This window comes from Propionispora hippei DSM 15287, from assembly GCF_900141835.1.
In the GTDB taxonomy this organism is placed as follows: domain Bacteria; phylum Bacillota; class Negativicutes; order Propionisporales; family Propionisporaceae; genus Propionispora; species Propionispora hippei.
On record NZ_FQZD01000030.1, the window covers coordinates 1 to 14,918 of the forward strand.

Sequence of the window (14,918 nt, forward strand, 5' to 3'; positions counted from 1 at the left end):
GGGGAGCGATGACGCAGAGCCAGGAGAACTGCCTATCTGACAATCACCGGTTGACCTGCGAGCGACGGGGAGGCGATTACGACGGAAAGTCTATAGCCATAGGCTATTTTCAAATTGTCCTTTTTAAGGATACCGAAAATAGTGCTGGGAAGATAGGTTTCTTTTGTGATCAACTTTTACGGCGGCAGGCCGGTTGATGGCAAAGGAAACCTATTTTTATTTGACTTAAGACAAAGACAAAAAGGAGAGAAGAGATACGCATGTTTACATTTACTGAAGAGCAGGAAATGCTTCGCCGTGCCGTACGTGAGTTTGTGGAAGCGGAAGTGGCTCCTAAAGCACAGGAATGGGATGAGCAGGATCATTGTCCGGCAGAACTGTTTCCTCTGCTAGGCGATATGGGGATAACCGGGATTTTTGTGCCGGAAACGTATGGCGGCGTAGGCTTGGGCTACGTGGAGCGGGTTATCTGCCTGGAAGAACTGGCCCGCCACTGTGCCGGTCTGGCGATTACGGTGATGGCCCATCAACTGTGCATGGGCGGTGTCATGAACTATGCCACAGAAGAGCAAAAGCAAAAGTATCTGCCTGATTTGGCCAGAGGCAGAAAAATCGGGGCGCTGTCACTGACGGAGGCTACCGGCGGTTCTAATTTCATGGGACAGACAGCTAATGGGGAATGGAAAGACGGTCAGTGGGTGCTCAATGGCCGTAAGTGTTTTATCACCAATGCCCACCTTGCCGATCTTGACCTGTGGACGGTTGTTACCGGGAAAAATGCCAAAGGCCGGCCTGAACTAAGTGCCTTCCTGATTGACCGGGGAACGCCGGGGCATACGCCGGGAAGAGCCGAACACAAACTGGGCATGCGCTCGTCTAACACCGGTGATGTAAGCTGCGTCAATGTCCGGGTGGATTCTTCCCAAATGCTCGATCAACGGGGCAAAGGTGCCAAAGTGGCACTGAGCACCATTCAGGAAGTAGGCCGTGCCGGCATGAGTGCCATTAGTCTGGGGATTCTGCGTGGCTGTCTGGAGGAATCGGTCCGGTTCTCCAATGAGCGGATTATCTATGGCAAGCCGCTGCACCACATGACCAATATCCAGTTTGCCCTGGCGGAAAACCGGCTGGATTATGAGACGGCCCGTTTGCTGACCTATCGGGCTGCGTCCATGAAGGACAAAGGCGTCCCTTGTTCTGCCGAGTTTGCCATGGCCAAATATGCGGCTACCGAAGGAGCAATCCGGGCGGCAAAACGGACCATTGATCTCATGGGCGGTTATGGCGTGATTAATGAATATCCCGTAGGGAGATATTTAAGAGACGCCCTGGCCGGTTCGACTGCCGGCGGGACTTCAGATGTCCTGAAAGTGGTCATTGCCGGTGAAACGGTGAAACAGTAGTTCCCTGGAAGCTTAATTTATATCAGGCATAAGGAGAGATTGTTATGGGACTAAACATAGCGGTGTGTATCAAATCGGTACCCGATCCGGCTTATTACGATAAGATCAGCATTGATCCTAAGACGAAAACTATTACCCGTAAAGGAATTCCGGCCATTATCAGCCCGGGAGATAAGCACGCTTTGGAAGCGGCTCTGCAGTTAAAGGATCAATATGGCGGTACAGTTACCGTCATTGGCATGGCGCCGCCGGAAGCAAAAAAGGAATTATATGAAGCGCTGGCCATGGGGGCTGATGAGGCCGTGCTGTTAAGCGACCGGGCTTTTGCCGGTGCCGACACGCTGGCTACTTCGTACACACTGGCTCAAGGGCTGAAAAGAAGCGGCGACTTTGATATGGTGCTGACGGGAACGGAGAGCGCCGACGGCGCTACCTCCCAGGTACCGGCCCAGTTGGCTGAGTGTCTGGAACTGCCCCATTTGTGGAATGTGAAAGAGTTTTCCCTGACTGAGCAGCGTCAAATACAGGCGAAGGTGAAGCTGGATGCGGCTACCGGCGAATATCTTGTTACTTTGCCAGCGGTACTGGCCATTGCCCGGGAAGCAAATAAACCGCGCTATATCAACGCTTTCGGCATTGTTAAGGCCAGGGGCAAAAAACTGACTGTGCTGGATAACCGGGAACTGCAGGCAGACGAGAAAAAAATCGGCCAAAAGGGTTCGCCAACCTGGCCGGGTGATATTTTTATCGCTTCCCTGTCGCGTAGAGGTCAGGCCCTGACCGGTACACCGGAAGAAATTGCTGCCGGTTTAATTGAAAAAATACGTGCTGCCGGGATCAATCCGGTTGCTGCGAAGGAGGCGTAAATAATGACGCAGAGCTATCAGCGGGAAGATTATCACGGCATATGGGTTATCGCCGAACAGGATGGTGACCGGGTCAACCACGTGAGTCTGGAGCTTTTAACCAAAGCCAGAGAATTAAAAGAACAGGGCAAGCTTACCGAACCGGTAACTGCCGTGCTGCTGGGAACCAATCTGGCCAAATTTCCGGCCAAACTGGCCGAAGCCGGCGCGGAAGCCGTGATTGTTGTGGATCATAGCGCATTACGCTATTTCCAGAATGAAACCTATGCCTTGGTGCTTAAAGAACTGGTGGGGGCAAGAAAACCGGCAATCGTTCTGATGGGCGCCACGGCAGCCGGTTCTGATTTGGCGCCTACCTTGGGCGCTAAATTGTGGACCGGCGTAGCCGCTCACTGCGTGGATATGAAATTAAACGATGAAGGTAATTTGGTGGCCGTGGTGCCGGCTTTTGGCGGCAAAGTATTGGGCGACATTCTGTGTCCCGAACTCCGGCCGCAAATGGCAACTGTTCGTCCCGGCATTTTGGGCAAAGCGCTTTGCTTCCCCCATGAGAACTATCAGATAGAACATTATGATCCCTCGTCTGCCTTGACTAAGGACAAAGGCCTGGTACGGGCGCTGGGCATCAGCTATGAACCGGTGCAGGGCGTTCCATTGGAAGAAGCGGACGTGGTAGTGGCCGGCGGTTTTGGCGCAGCTACCGAAGAAAACTGGCAGTTGGTGGAAACGCTGGCCAGCTTGCTGGGCGGCGCCGTGGGCTGCACCAGACCGCCCCTGGATGAAGGCTGGGCCAGGGATTATCAGATGATCGGCACCAGCGGCAAATCGGTTCGTCCCAAAGTATATATCGGCGTAGGCATCTCCGGCGCCACCCACCATGTTTGCGGGATGAAGGACGCCGGGCTGGTTATTTCCATCAATAAAGATGAAAAGGCTCCTATCTTCGAAGTGTCCGATATTCGTGTTATTGCCGATGCCGCGACTATTCTGCCGCTGGTTATTGAAAGCTTGCAAAAAAATGATGAAGATGAGGTCTGCAAGCTTGCCTGATGCCGACTAAGGAGGGGGAAAAGACATGCAGTTTGAGCTGAGCAAGGAACAAGAAGCATGGCGCCGGTTGAGTCAGAAGTTTGCTGTGAAATATATTGCTCCTACCGTTCAGGAACGGGATGAGGCGGAGGAGTTTTCCCGCTCTTTGTATGATGAGCTGGGACTGCTGGGGCTTACCGGGATTTGTTTTCCGGAAAAGTATGGCGGTCGTGGCGGCGATTGCCTCAGCTATATCCTGGCGGCAGAAGAATTGGCCAAGGTGGATGACAGCCTGGCGGTGTCACTTTCAGCTTCCGTTATGCTTTGCCAATGGCCGCTTTACCAATATGGCACGGAAGACCAAAAGGAACGTTATCTGAAACTGCTGGCGGAAGGCAAGAAGCTGGGGGCTTTTGCGCTGACCGAACCGCAGGCAGGTACTGATGCGGCCGGGCAGCAGACCACAGCCACCCGCCAGGGCGACGGCTACCGGCTGCGGGGCAATAAGATTTTCATTACCAATGGCGGTGAGGCGGAAACCTACGTCGTATTCGCCATGACTGATAAAAGCAAGGGAATCAAAGGCATCAGTGCTTTTATTCTGGAAAAGGGCATGCCTGGCTTTACCTTTGGTAAAACCGAACGAAAGCTGGGCATCCGCAGTTCGGTGACCAGGGAATTGATTTTCCAGGATGTCTATGTACCCGGGGAGAATTTGCTGGGAGCCGAAGGGCAGGGCTTTAAGATCGCCATGACGACGCTGGATGGCGGACGCGTCAGCGTGGCGGCTCAGGCGCTGGGGATCGCCCAGGCCGCGCTGGATTATGCGTTGGCCTATGCCAAGCAAAGAGAACAGTTTGGCAAACCGGTCGTTGCCAATCAGGGGATTTCCTTCTTATTAGCCGATATGGCGACGAGAGTGGAGGCGGCGCGGCTGCTTACTTATCAGGCGGCGGCCGCCAGAGACTTGGGGAAGTCCTGCGCCAAGGAGGCGGCGATGGCTAAGCTGTTTGCCTCCGACATTGCTATGGCGGCAGCTACTGATGCAGTGCAGATTTTTGGCGGCTATGGCTATCGGCGGGAATTTCCGGTGGAACGTCTGTTGCGCGATGCTAAAATCACCCAGATATTTGAGGGAACCAACCAGGTGCAGCGAATGGTTATTGCCGGTGCGCTGCTGAAAGACTGAAAGTACGACTTAATTATAAAACATACGTAAGGAGAGGATTTAAATGGAAGGAACTATAGACATTTTGATGGCGAAGGCCAAGGCGGCGCAGAGCGCCATTGAGGATTACACGCAGGAAGAGATCGATCAATTAGTAAGGGTCATTGGCCAGGTGGTCTATGACAATGCCGAAATGCTGGCGAGAGAAGCGGTAGACGAAACCGGGATGGGTGTCTATGAAGACAAAGTAGCTAAATGCCGGGGTAAATCGCAAACTATCTGGCACAACCTGAAGGATAAGAAATCAGTAGGCATTATTAAAGAGGAACCGGAAAAAGGTTTGCTTTATGTGGCGAAGCCTAAAGGCGTTATTGCTGCGATTACTCCAACCACCAACCCGGTTGTTACGCCTATGTGCAATGCCATGTTTGCCTTAAAGGGCCGGAATGTTATCATCGTGGCACCCCATCCCCGCTCGAAAAAATGTTCCGCTCATACGGTGAATTTAATGCGGAACGAGCTGAAAAAACTGGGTGCTCCGGAAGATTTGATCCAGGTGATTGAGGAGCCGACGATGGAGTTGACCCAGGAATTAATGAAGGCTGCCGACGTGGTGGTTGCCACCGGCGGTATGGGTCTGGTCAAAGCTGCTTATGCCAGCGGTAAACCGGCCTACGGCGTGGGCGCCGGCAATGTGCAGGTTATCGTCGACCGCGGTTATGATTATGATCAGGCGGCTAAGGATGTTATTGCGGGCCGTAAATTTGACAATGGGATTATTTGCTCCGGTGAACAATGCATTATTGCGCCGAAGGAAGATCATGTAGCTGTTATGGCCGCTTTTGAACGCAACGGCGCTTACTATATTCAGGATGAACCCACCGTTGATAAGTTTAGAAAAGTCATGTTCCCCGAAGGAAAAATCAATTCGGCGCTGGTTGGCAAGTCGGTGCAGTACATTGCTGATGCTGCCGGAGTCAGCGTGCCGGAAAATACGAAGATTATCGTTTTGAAACCGCAGGGACGGGGTACGGCAGATTTATTATGCAAGGAAAAAATGTTCCCCATTATGATCACCCTGCCCTACGATACCTTTGAAGAAGCGGTTGAAATCGCCAATACCAATCTGCTTTATGAGGGAGCCGGTCATACGGCGGCCATTCATTCCCATAATGAAGAGCATATCCGCCATGCCGGAGCTGTGCTGCCGATCAGCCGCCTGGTAGTCAATCAACCGTCTTCCACCGGTGCCGGCGGCAGCTTCTATAACGGCTTTAACCCGACGACCACATTGGGCTGCGGTTCCTGGGGCAATAACAGCATCTCTGAAAACCTGAACTATGAGCATTTGATTAATGTATCCCGTATCGGCTTTTTCATGAAAGATATTACCATTCCCACGGCCAAAGAAATCTGGGGCTAAAACAGAGGAGGTTGATAAACATGGTACCTTTTAGACTGGTTCCCCGTATCGCATTGCATTCGAGCTTTGCGGAATTTATTAAGGAATTTCAGCTTAGTGGAGAGGACTTAATTGTTACTAACGAATTTATTCAGACCGGCGTGAAACCGGCCGATTTGGCGGCCCGGGTTGTTTTTCAGGAACGGTTTGGTACAGGCGAACCTTCCAATGTGATGATGGACAGCATCTTTCAGGAAGCGCGTCGCCAGCCTTATAAACGGGTCATAGCCGTAGGCGGCGGTACGGTCATCGATGTGGCCAAGCTGTTGGCTTTGGGCGGCGGCGGCAGCACGGTGGATTATTTTGAAGGACGCATCCCGGTGGAAAAAGCCAGGGAACTGATTATTATCCCGACAACCTGCGGGACCGGCAGTGAAGTAACCAACATTGCCATTATGGAGATCAGAGAACAGAAAACCAAGAAAGGTCTGGCGACAGATGCGATTTTCGCCGACTATGCCGTTTTAATTCCGGAGCTCTTAGCGAGCCTGCCTTATCAGGTATTTGCCACCAGCTCGATCGACGCCCTGATTCACGCTACGGAATCGTTTGTGGCACCGGGATCAAATCCTCTGACCGAATTATATGCCATACAGGCCATTGCCATGATTCTGCAGGGGTATAAAACCATTGCTGCGGGAGGGAAGGACGCTCGGCGGGAGCTTATGGGCGACTTCCTGCTGGCCAGCACCTATGCCGGTATCGCCTTCGGCAATACCGGGGTTGGGGCGGTGCATGCCTTGTCCTATCCGCTGGGCGGCGTATATCACGTACCCCATGGCGAAGCCAATCAGCAGATGTTTACCACCATCTTCCGGGCCTATAAAGAGATCAAGCCCCAGGGCAAAATCGAAGCCTTGGAAGAAATCCTGTCGTACAACTTAGGAGTTCCTGCACGCGAAGTATGGCCGTCCTTTGACAGCCTGCTGGAGGCTATCCTGCCCAGAAAACCGCTCAAAGCATACGGTATGAGAGAGGAAGACATCACACTCTTTACCGACAGTGTCATAAAAAATCAGCAGCGGTTATTGAAAAACAATTATGTTCCTTTGTCCAGAGAGCAGATGATCGCCATTTACACCGAGTTGTACTAGATGCTATTAATGAACCTGTCGTTATGACGAATAGATTTTTCGTCTGGTACGGAGGTAAAGCCGCACAGGCTACTTCGAAGATTTTCTAACATGGCCGGACGAAAGAAGATCCGTCAGAACGTGCAGCGAGAATAAAATTTTTTACCCGGGGCGTGTCTTCAAACTAACGGAATGATCCAGATAGAAGACACGCCCGAAGGAACCACTGAAACAGACAAAAATAAGGAGGGTTTAACCATGGCGTTGAAAACACCGGAACAGTACGAGGAAAGTTTGCGTAAACTTAAACTTAAGGTATATCTGCAGGGAGAATTGGTGGAGAATCCGGTAGATCATCCAATTATCCGGCCGTCAATGAATTCGGTGAAAAAAACCTACGAACTTGCCCAGAAGCCGGAATATGCCGATCTGATGACGGCTGTATCACATTTGACGGGAGAAAAGGTCAACCGTTTTTGCCATTTGCATCAAAGTACCGGAGACTTGGTGAATAAAGTGAAGATGCAGCGTCTGCTGGGCCAGCAGACTGCGGCTTGCTTCCAGCGATGTGTGGGGATGGACGCGATCAATGCCGTGGACAGTGTGACCTTTGAGATGGACCAAAAATTAGGTACTGACTATCATGAACGGTTTAATCAGTTCTTGTTGAAAATGCAGCAGGAGGACTGGACGGTTGACGGGGCCATGACCGATCCCAAGGGTGACCGGAGTCTGTCCCCCAGTAAACAGGCCGATCCCGATCTCTATGTTCATGTTGTGGAAAAGCGTCAGGATGGCATTGTGGTACGCGGTGCCAAGGCACATCAAACAGGCGCGATCAATTCTCACTGGATTTTGGTTATGCCGACCATCGCCATGGGTAAGGACGACGCCGACTATGCGCTTTCCTTTGCCGCACCGGCTGATGCGGAAGGTATCTTTTATATCTATGGCCGCCAGTCCTGTGATACGCGGAAACTGGAAGGCGGCAAGATTGATGTAGGCAACCGTGAATTTGGCGGCCATGAAGCGTTGATGGTGTTTGATGATGTGTTTGTTCCCTGGGAAAACGTGTTCATGTGCGGTGAAACTGAATTTAGCGGTCTGTTGGTCGAGCGGTTTGCCGGTTACCACCGTCAAAGCTATGGCGGCTGTAAGGTTGGCGTAGGTGACGTCCTGATTGGGGCCGCCGCCGTGGCTGCCGAATATAACGGCGCGGCTAAAGCTTCCCATGTAAAAGATAAGCTGATTGAAATGACCCATTTGAATGAAACCTTATATGCCTGCGGCATTGCCTGCTCGGCGGAAGGCCATAAGACGGCATCAGGCAATTATCTGATCAACTTGCTGCTGGCCAATGTCTGTAAGCAGAATGTTACCCGCTATCCTTACGAAATCGCCAGACTGGCTGAAGACATTGCCGGCGGTCTGATGGTTACCATGCCGTCGGAAAAAGATTTGCATAATCCTGAAATTGGCAAAGTAGTGGAGAAATACTTTAAGGGTGTGTCTGATGTGCCGATGGAGCAGCGGATGCGGATTTTGCGTCTGGTGGAAAACCTTACCCTGGGCACGGCGGCGGTCGGCTACCGGACGGAATCGATGCATGGAGCCGGTTCACCCCAGGCTCAGCGCATCATGATTGCCCGCCAGGGTAATCTGGAGCAGAAAAAACAACTGGCTAAAGCCATCGCGGGAATTACTCAGGACAAGGCTAACTGAGATGAGTGAGAACGCTCTGGAGGATAAACTAAAGCAAATTATGGATGAAAAAGTTCGTCCTTTATTGGCCGCTCACCAAGGGAATATCCAGGTAGTGGATGTTAAAGCTGGCATCGTAACCGTAAGACTGACCGGGGCTTGTGCAACATGCCCCGGTTCCCGGTCTACGGTGGCCGATATCGTGGAAACGCAGATAAAAGAAGCCCTGCCGGAAATAAAGAAGGTCGTGCTGGTGGAGCAGTCGGTTAGTTCTGAACTGATTGCCGAGGCCTTACGGCTGCTGAGACATGAACGGTGAGGGTGGGGAAAGAGGGGAAACAGTCATGAAAACCTGGCAGGAAACGTATAAAAATAAAATTATGTCACCCCGGCAGGCAGTGCAGGCGGTTAAAAACGGTGACAGGATTGTGGTCGGTCATGCCTGCGGTGAGCCGACGGTATTGGTCGAGGCGCTCACCGAACGGGCGCCGGAATTGGCAGACGTGGAAATTGTTCACATGGTGGCGATGGGCGATGCTCCTTATGCCCGACCGGGCATGGAAAATAATTTCCGCCATAATGCCCTGTTTGTCGGAAAATCAACCAGAAAGGCTGTGGAAGAGCAGCGGGCCGACTATACTCCCTGCTTTTTTTCTGAAATACCGCGGCTGTTTAAGAATAATATTCTGCCTGTTGATGTAGTCCTGCTGCAAGTAACGCCGCCTGATGCAGAAGGTTATTGCAGCTACGGGATTTCCGCCGACTATACGGTAGCAGGAGCGGAATGCGCTAAAACGGTCATTGCCCAGGTTAACAGCCGGCTGCCCCGCACCGGCGGAGCCAGACTTCATATTCGTGATATTGATATTGTGGTGGCACAGGATGCGGAGCTGATTGAACTGCCGCCGCCGGTCATTGGCGAGGTGGAAAAAAGAATCGGTGAGCAAATTGCCAGTCTGGTATCGGATGGAGCGACGCTGCAATTGGGTATTGGCGCGATTCCTGATGCTGTTTTACTGTTTCTGGGCAATAAGAAGGAGCTGGGCATCCATTCCGAAATGTTTTCCGACGGTGTCGTGGCGCTGGCGGAAGCCGGAGTGATCACCAACCGGCAAAAGACCCTTAATCCCGGAAAATTCATTGCCACCTTTCTGATGGGAACGAGAAAGCTCTATGATTTTGTGCATAACAATCCGGCGGTGGAACTCCACCCTGCCGATTATACCAATGATCCCTTTGTCATTGCCCAGCATGACCGGATGATCTCCATTAATTCCGCTTTGCAGGTAGATCTGATGGGCCAGGTCAATGCGGAGATGATCGGCAGCAGGCAGTTTAGCGGTATTGGCGGTCAGATTGACTTTATCCGCGGCGCCGGTCGTTCCAAACAGGGTATCTCGATTATTGCATTGCCGGCGACGGCTGCCGGCGGGAAAATATCCCGCATTGCCTGTGCGCTGGATGAGGGAGCTGCCGTATCCACTTCGCGTAATGATGTGCACTATGTTGTTACCGAATACGGCATGGCCGATTTGCGGGGAAAAACGCTCCGCCAACGGGCAGCGGCATTGATTGCCATTGCTCATCCGGATTTCCGGGCAGCATTGACGGAACAGGCAAAGCAGAAAAAGCTTCTTTAAGAAGAGGATTGAAAAGGCCGGTTGGCTGCCAACAGAACGAAGCCGTAATGGAACCGCTGATTTAATGAGCCTGCCAGCCTGGCGAGAGGTTTTTCGGCTGGCAAGGAAGTAAAACCGCAGGAATAGCGGCCCCTATTTCAAGGTTTGGCTGACGCAGCCAGTCGGAAAAAGATCCGCCAGTGGTTCCTGAAGGAGGAGCAGGATGAAAAACAGTGCGTTAACCCGCTGCCATTATGTATCGGGGAAGAAAACAATCAGTGATATTGGCCGGTATATTGCGCTTACCGGCAGAAAAGCCTTTGTTTTAGGAACGCAGAGCAATCTTGCCGCTGTCAAGCCGTTACTGGCTGATAGCTGCCGGTTGCATCAAGTGGAGTTTGTCATGGAACGGTTTAATGGTCATGATTCCAGGCAGGAAATTAACCGAATGGTTGCCCTGGCCATATGCAAGGTAAACGCCAGCATCATTGTTGCGATTGGCAACGGCAGGGTGGCAGCCATCGGCGAAGCGGTGGCGGCATTGGCTAAACTGCCTGTTATGGTGATTCCGGTGTCTGCTGTGACTGAAACCTTTTTTCCGGGAGAACTGCCGGAATCGTCTCATATGAACAGAGTTTCGACCAGGGCTTGTCTGTAAAGCACCGTCAGCGGGCGTTTCGGATAATTTACAAACAAGCCCTAAAAGCCCAAACAGAAGATTAACAAAAAACGGTAAGGCGAGGATAATCTATGGCAAATATTAGTGAAGCTGTGAAGATTAGGCGGGAAGTCTTAAAAGAACTGGCTAAGAAGGCCTATGACGGGACGCTGAAGGATACTGTACGGGATATATTGTATACAGTTGTGACCGATGATGGACCACGACATCGTTGCTGTATTTACCGGGAGAGAAGTATTCTGGAGGAACGGGTCCATCTGGCGCTTAGTCAGCCGATGGATATTCCGCTGGAGCTTGCAGCGGCACAAGCTTTGCAAGGGGAAATAGTGAAAGGACCGGTTATGTCCATGCTGCCGTCGGCCTGTGACCGCTGTCTGGCCGATAAGTTTATGGTCACTGATGCCTGCCGGAATTGCCTGGCTCATCATTGTATCGTCAGTTGTCCCAAAAACGCCATATTCATCGTAAGGAACCGGGCTTATATCGACCGGGAAAAATGCTGCTCCTGCGGCAGATGTAAAACGGCCTGTTCGTACAGTGCGATTGTTGAAATCAAGCATCCCTGTGAACATGCCTGCGAGGTGCAGGCAATTACGGCGGCGCCGAATAAAAAGGCTGTTATTGATCATGAAAAATGTGTGGCCTGTGGTGCCTGCAAAATAGCCTGTCCCTTTGGAGCTATTGGTGACCGCTCGGTGCTGGTGCAGGTCATTCGGACATTAAAAAAACGGCGGACCTATGCCATGCTGGCTCCTTCCTTTATCGGCCAGTTTGGTGTAAAAGTCACAGCCGCTCAGGTGGTTGCCGCCTTGCGTAAAGCCGGATTTTATGCCGTGGCCGAGGTGTCTGTCGGCGCCGACTGGGTGATTGCCCGCGAAGCGGCAGAATTTACCGAACAGGTGCCGGCAAGCAAACCATTTATGACCAGTTCCTGCTGTCCGGCTTTTGTGGGAATGATCAAAAAACATGCCAAAGAGTACGAAGAACATCTTTCGACAACCGTTTCGCCCATGGTGGCGTTGGCGAGGCTGCTTAAAGAAAAAGATCCGGGAGCTGTGACGGTGTTTATCGGACCTTGTATTGCCAAAAAAGCGGAAGCCCTTGCTTATCCGGCAGATGTGGATTTTGTATTGACCTTTGAGGAAGCGGAAGCTTTGCTGACAGGAGCAGACCTGCAGGCGGCAATGATGCCGGGCGAAGCGATGGGCAGCCAGGCTACGGCAAATGGCAATTTATTTGCCATAGCCGGTGGTGTGGCTCAGGCAGTAGCCCAGGCAGTACAGGCGCAGGAAGGAGAGGTAACTGTAACAGCCTGCCAAAGCGAAGGACTGGAGGCCTGCCAGCTTATGCTGAAACAACTAAAAAAAGGTGAACTGACAGCTAATTTTATGGAAGGAATGGCCTGCAGCGGCGGCTGTTCCGGCGGTCCGGGAACGATGAATGATGTCCGGGTAACGCAGCGGCTGGTTAAAAACTTTTCACAGAAGGCACGTTGCGGATCGTGAGAGACGGCAGGTATAGGGGTGATTCGGATGAATAAAAGGCGGCGGATTGCCATTTATTTTTGTGGGGGTTGCAACCCACGCATTAACAGAGACGAAATAGCGGGACAACTGATCCGTTCGTTGTCCCGCGATTATACGGTTTTATTTAATACTAATAAAGCCGATTTTATTGTGTACTTGTGCGGTTGTACGGCGGGCTGCAGCTGGAAAAAGCGCGAGGACTCCATACCGGGTGTTTGTGTAGCCGGTGAAATGGTGGACGGCTGGTTTGTCAGCAAGCCGGAGATCGTTGCGGATATTATCCGGAAAATAAAGGACTTCTTTGGCGGTACGGCGGAGCGCTGAAGACTGATCTTTGATTATACAGTAAATAGAGAAGAGAAGCAGGCAGGAGGTTGCGATGGCGGGGATTTGGATTTTTTCAGAAAAGGTGGAAATAGCAAAGCGGCTGATTACACTGGGAACAGAGCTTAGGCAGGCGATGGGCCAGCCGCTGCGGGTTTTTTGCTTTGAGGCGAAAACAGGACTGGAATACATTGATTGCGGCGCCGATGAAGGGATGATTTTACGGGAATATCTGGGCTATACCGTTAGCTATTCGCAAAGCATAATTCAGCTTGCCTTGAGGGAAGAACCTGCCGTTATCTTACTGGATGATACTCTGCGCGGCAGGGACTTGGCTATGGCATTGGCTGTACGGCTGCCGATGAGGCTGATTCATGATGCTTTACAGGCTGGTTTTGATGGCACCGATCTATTGGTTAAAAGAAAGGTAGACGGAGGCGGCATGGTTCTTACCGGTCGGCAAAGACTGCCGGCGATTATCACGCTGGCAGTCGATGCGTATCCGGCTGCTGTCGATACAGAACGGGCCGGGCGACTCATCCATATGCCGCTAAGCAGCGGCGGTAGAACACCGTTGATGTTGCCAGGGCTAATGCTCGGGGCTTTATCCGATAAGTAGCCTGTTCTATAACTCACGCTTTTAAGCAGGAGCTATACCCATGAGCACAGGGTAAGTCCGGTTAAGCTTCAGAGAGTGTAAAAACACTCTCTGAAGCTTAACCGACTCTCTGCAGTATGATGATAAGCTATAATAAATAAAGCCCGCTCTCTTGGCTTATGACAAGAGAGCGGGCTTTAACTTATACTTAAAGAATTATTCTTTTCGCTGCTGGTAATCGTTGCCCCAGTTATATAACGCCTGAATGATGGGATGCATAGAATGCCCCAGTTCGGTCAGTTCATATTCTACCCGGGGCGGTACTTCGGCATAGACGGTACGCTTGACAATCCCGTCCTGCTCCAATTCCCGCAATTGCAGGGTTAAGGTACGATGCGTCACTGTTACCATTAATCGCTGCAGCTCATTAAACCGCTTTTTGCCTTTAAGCAAACGATATAGAATAATTCCCTTCCATTTACCGCCGATAATAGCTAGCGTCGTTTCAACAGGACAAGGCTTGTGAGTGCAGACAGACTTTTCTGTGTTTTCCATCTCAGGGCCTCCTTCGCCGGGGAGTGTTCCGCCAACTTTGAAACTGGAAGAGGATGATAAATTTTGGACCGTCAGCAATTTCTACTTTCAAGCTTGGTGGAGCATTGGGTAGAGTAAGGATAAAAAAGATACTTAGGTAACTTCTTGTATATTATATATAAAAAATGTGCGTACTTCAACTAAAAAATATGGCATGATATACTGACGATAAATTCATTTAGAAAGGCAGGAAGGTAGTTATGGATAGTAAACAGGAGTATATTTTGGAGATATTTCAATTCCGTCATGCCTGCAAGCATTTCGACGCGACGAAAGTCGTATCGGAAAAAGACTTTTCAGTTATTCTGGAGGCAGCACGTCTTTCGCCCAGCTCTTTTGGTTTTGAACCCTGGCGATTTCTTGTTGTACAAAGTGCCGAATTAAAGGAGAAACTTTTCCCTGTAGCCTGGGGAGCTCAGAACAGCTTTAACGGCGCCAGTCATTTTGTAATTTTACTGGCAAGGAAAAAAGCGGATACTGTTTATAGTTCGGACTATGTTAGCTACATAATGAAAGATATACAAAAATTGCCGCAGAACAGAGCGGAACAAAAAAAACAAGCCTTCGAGGATTTTCAAAAATATGACTTTGCTTTATTAGAGAGTGACCGGGCGGTTTTTGACTGGGCCTGCAAACAAACCTATATTGCTATGGCCAATATGATGACAGCGGCTGCTTTGTTAAAAATAGATTCGTGTCCGATTGAGGGCTTCAACCGGGCGGCTGTGGAAACAATTCTCACAGAAGAGGGAATCTTGGATACCGGACATTTTGGTGTATCGGCCATGGTCAGCTTTGGCTATCGCGCCGTTGAGCCTCGTCCCAAAACACGGCAGTCATTGGCTTCCGTTGTACAATGGGTGTGATTGTCCAACC

At 51.0% G+C, this 14,918-nt stretch carries 16 protein-coding genes; 15 read left to right on the forward strand and 1 reads right to left on the reverse strand.

What is annotated here, in order from left to right; genetic code table 11:
* The 14 genes from F3H20_RS20205 to F3H20_RS14575 all read left to right on the forward strand — a co-directional run.
* The coding region (locus F3H20_RS20205; RefSeq protein WP_223191782.1) for a hypothetical protein at positions 1-197 on the forward strand (197 nt) is incomplete at its 5' end.
* Positions 198-260: 63 nt separating this feature from the next.
* Entirely contained in the window at positions 261-1,403 is a 1,143-nt protein-coding gene (locus F3H20_RS14515; RefSeq protein WP_149735630.1) for an acyl-CoA dehydrogenase family protein, read from the forward strand.
* Between the two features lie 44 nt (positions 1,404-1,447).
* On the forward strand, positions 1,448-2,269 hold the full coding sequence (locus tag F3H20_RS14520; protein ID WP_149735631.1) for an electron transfer flavoprotein subunit beta/FixA family protein: 822 nt from the start codon (positions 1,448-1,450) through the stop codon (positions 2,267-2,269).
* A 3-nt stretch (positions 2,270-2,272) separates the two neighbouring features.
* A complete protein-coding gene (locus tag F3H20_RS14525) occupies positions 2,273-3,319 on the forward strand; it encodes an electron transfer flavoprotein subunit alpha/FixB family protein (RefSeq protein ID WP_149735632.1) in 1,047 nt (348 codons plus the stop codon).
* 25 nt (positions 3,320-3,344) lie between these two features.
* Positions 3,345-4,487, forward strand: coding sequence for an acyl-CoA dehydrogenase family protein (locus F3H20_RS14530; RefSeq protein WP_149735633.1), 1,143 nt, complete (start codon positions 3,345-3,347; stop codon positions 4,485-4,487).
* Between the two features lie 43 nt (positions 4,488-4,530).
* Positions 4,531-5,889, forward strand: coding sequence for an aldehyde dehydrogenase family protein (locus F3H20_RS14535; protein WP_149735634.1), 1,359 nt, complete (start codon positions 4,531-4,533; stop codon positions 5,887-5,889).
* A gap of 20 nt (positions 5,890-5,909) precedes the next feature.
* Entirely contained in the window at positions 5,910-7,022 is a 1,113-nt protein-coding gene (locus F3H20_RS14540; protein WP_149735635.1) for a 4-hydroxybutyrate dehydrogenase, read from the forward strand.
* Positions 7,023-7,259: 237 nt separating this feature from the next.
* Positions 7,260-8,723 (forward strand): 4-hydroxyphenylacetate 3-hydroxylase family protein, encoded by a 1,464-nt coding sequence (locus F3H20_RS14545; RefSeq protein WP_149735636.1) that lies wholly within the window; start codon positions 7,260-7,262, stop codon positions 8,721-8,723.
* Between the two features lies 1 nt (position 8,724).
* Positions 8,725-9,021 carry a NifU family protein gene (locus tag F3H20_RS14550; RefSeq protein WP_149735637.1) on the forward strand — a complete coding sequence of 99 codons (297 nt, stop codon included), beginning with the start codon at positions 8,725-8,727 and terminating at the stop codon, positions 9,019-9,021.
* Between the two features lie 25 nt (positions 9,022-9,046).
* Positions 9,047-10,342 carry an acetyl-CoA hydrolase/transferase family protein gene (locus F3H20_RS14555; RefSeq protein WP_149735638.1) on the forward strand — a complete coding sequence of 432 codons (1,296 nt, stop codon included), beginning with the start codon at positions 9,047-9,049 and terminating at the stop codon, positions 10,340-10,342.
* A 202-nt stretch (positions 10,343-10,544) separates the two neighbouring features.
* Positions 10,545-10,979, forward strand: coding sequence for an iron-containing alcohol dehydrogenase (locus tag F3H20_RS14560; protein ID WP_149735639.1), 435 nt, complete (start codon positions 10,545-10,547; stop codon positions 10,977-10,979).
* Positions 10,980-11,071: 92 nt separating this feature from the next.
* Positions 11,072-12,505, forward strand: coding sequence for a monomeric [FeFe] hydrogenase (locus F3H20_RS14565; protein ID WP_149735640.1), 1,434 nt, complete (start codon positions 11,072-11,074; stop codon positions 12,503-12,505).
* Positions 12,506-12,532: 27 nt separating this feature from the next.
* Positions 12,533-12,850, forward strand: a complete 318-nt coding sequence (locus tag F3H20_RS14570) for a hypothetical protein (protein ID WP_149735641.1) — start codon at positions 12,533-12,535, stop codon at positions 12,848-12,850.
* A 55-nt stretch (positions 12,851-12,905) separates the two neighbouring features.
* A complete protein-coding gene (locus F3H20_RS14575; protein ID WP_149735642.1) occupies positions 12,906-13,469 on the forward strand; it encodes an adenine nucleotide alpha hydrolase family protein in 564 nt (187 codons plus the stop codon).
* A 195-nt stretch (positions 13,470-13,664) separates the two neighbouring features.
* Here the strand turns inward: F3H20_RS14575 and F3H20_RS14580 are convergent, their stop codons facing one another.
* Positions 13,665-14,003 carry a winged helix-turn-helix transcriptional regulator gene (locus F3H20_RS14580; protein ID WP_149735643.1) on the reverse strand — a complete coding sequence of 113 codons (339 nt, stop codon included), beginning with the start codon at positions 14,001-14,003 and terminating at the stop codon, positions 13,665-13,667.
* 239 nt (positions 14,004-14,242) lie between these two features.
* Here F3H20_RS14580 and F3H20_RS14585 point away from each other — a divergent pair, with 239 nt between their 5' ends.
* Positions 14,243-14,908: an NAD(P)H-dependent oxidoreductase gene (locus tag F3H20_RS14585; RefSeq protein WP_149735644.1), complete on the forward strand. Its 666-nt coding sequence runs from the start codon at positions 14,243-14,245 to the stop codon at positions 14,906-14,908.
* Positions 14,909-14,918: the final 10 nt, after the last annotated feature.

Bases quoted from the DNA above. Each gene is read 5' to 3' on its own strand.
- F3H20_RS14540 (WP_149735635.1), top strand. From the start codon at position 5,910: ATGGTACCTTTTAGACTGGTTCCCCGTATCGCATTGCATTCGAGCTTT.
- F3H20_RS14525 (WP_149735632.1), top strand. From the start codon at position 2,273: ATGACGCAGAGCTATCAGCGGGAAGATTATCACGGCATATGGGTTATC.
- F3H20_RS14545 (WP_149735636.1), top strand. From the start codon at position 7,260: ATGGCGTTGAAAACACCGGAACAGTACGAGGAAAGTTTGCGTAAACTT.
- F3H20_RS14520 (WP_149735631.1), top strand. From the start codon at position 1,448: ATGGGACTAAACATAGCGGTGTGTATCAAATCGGTACCCGATCCGGCT.
- F3H20_RS14530 (WP_149735633.1), top strand. From the start codon at position 3,345: ATGCAGTTTGAGCTGAGCAAGGAACAAGAAGCATGGCGCCGGTTGAGT.
- F3H20_RS14580 (WP_149735643.1), bottom strand. From the start codon at position 14,003: ATGGAAAACACAGAAAAGTCTGTCTGCACTCACAAGCCTTGTCCTGTT.
- F3H20_RS14565 (WP_149735640.1), top strand. From the start codon at position 11,072: ATGGCAAATATTAGTGAAGCTGTGAAGATTAGGCGGGAAGTCTTAAAA.
- F3H20_RS14585 (WP_149735644.1), top strand. From the start codon at position 14,243: ATGGATAGTAAACAGGAGTATATTTTGGAGATATTTCAATTCCGTCAT.
- F3H20_RS14555 (WP_149735638.1), top strand. From the start codon at position 9,047: ATGAAAACCTGGCAGGAAACGTATAAAAATAAAATTATGTCACCCCGG.
- F3H20_RS14515 (WP_149735630.1), top strand. From the start codon at position 261: ATGTTTACATTTACTGAAGAGCAGGAAATGCTTCGCCGTGCCGTACGT.
- F3H20_RS14535 (WP_149735634.1), top strand. From the start codon at position 4,531: ATGGAAGGAACTATAGACATTTTGATGGCGAAGGCCAAGGCGGCGCAG.
- F3H20_RS14560 (WP_149735639.1), top strand. From the start codon at position 10,545: ATGAAAAACAGTGCGTTAACCCGCTGCCATTATGTATCGGGGAAGAAA.
- F3H20_RS14575 (WP_149735642.1), top strand. From the start codon at position 12,906: ATGGCGGGGATTTGGATTTTTTCAGAAAAGGTGGAAATAGCAAAGCGG.
- F3H20_RS14550 (WP_149735637.1), top strand. From the start codon at position 8,725: ATGAGTGAGAACGCTCTGGAGGATAAACTAAAGCAAATTATGGATGAA.
- F3H20_RS14570 (WP_149735641.1), top strand. From the start codon at position 12,533: ATGAATAAAAGGCGGCGGATTGCCATTTATTTTTGTGGGGGTTGCAAC.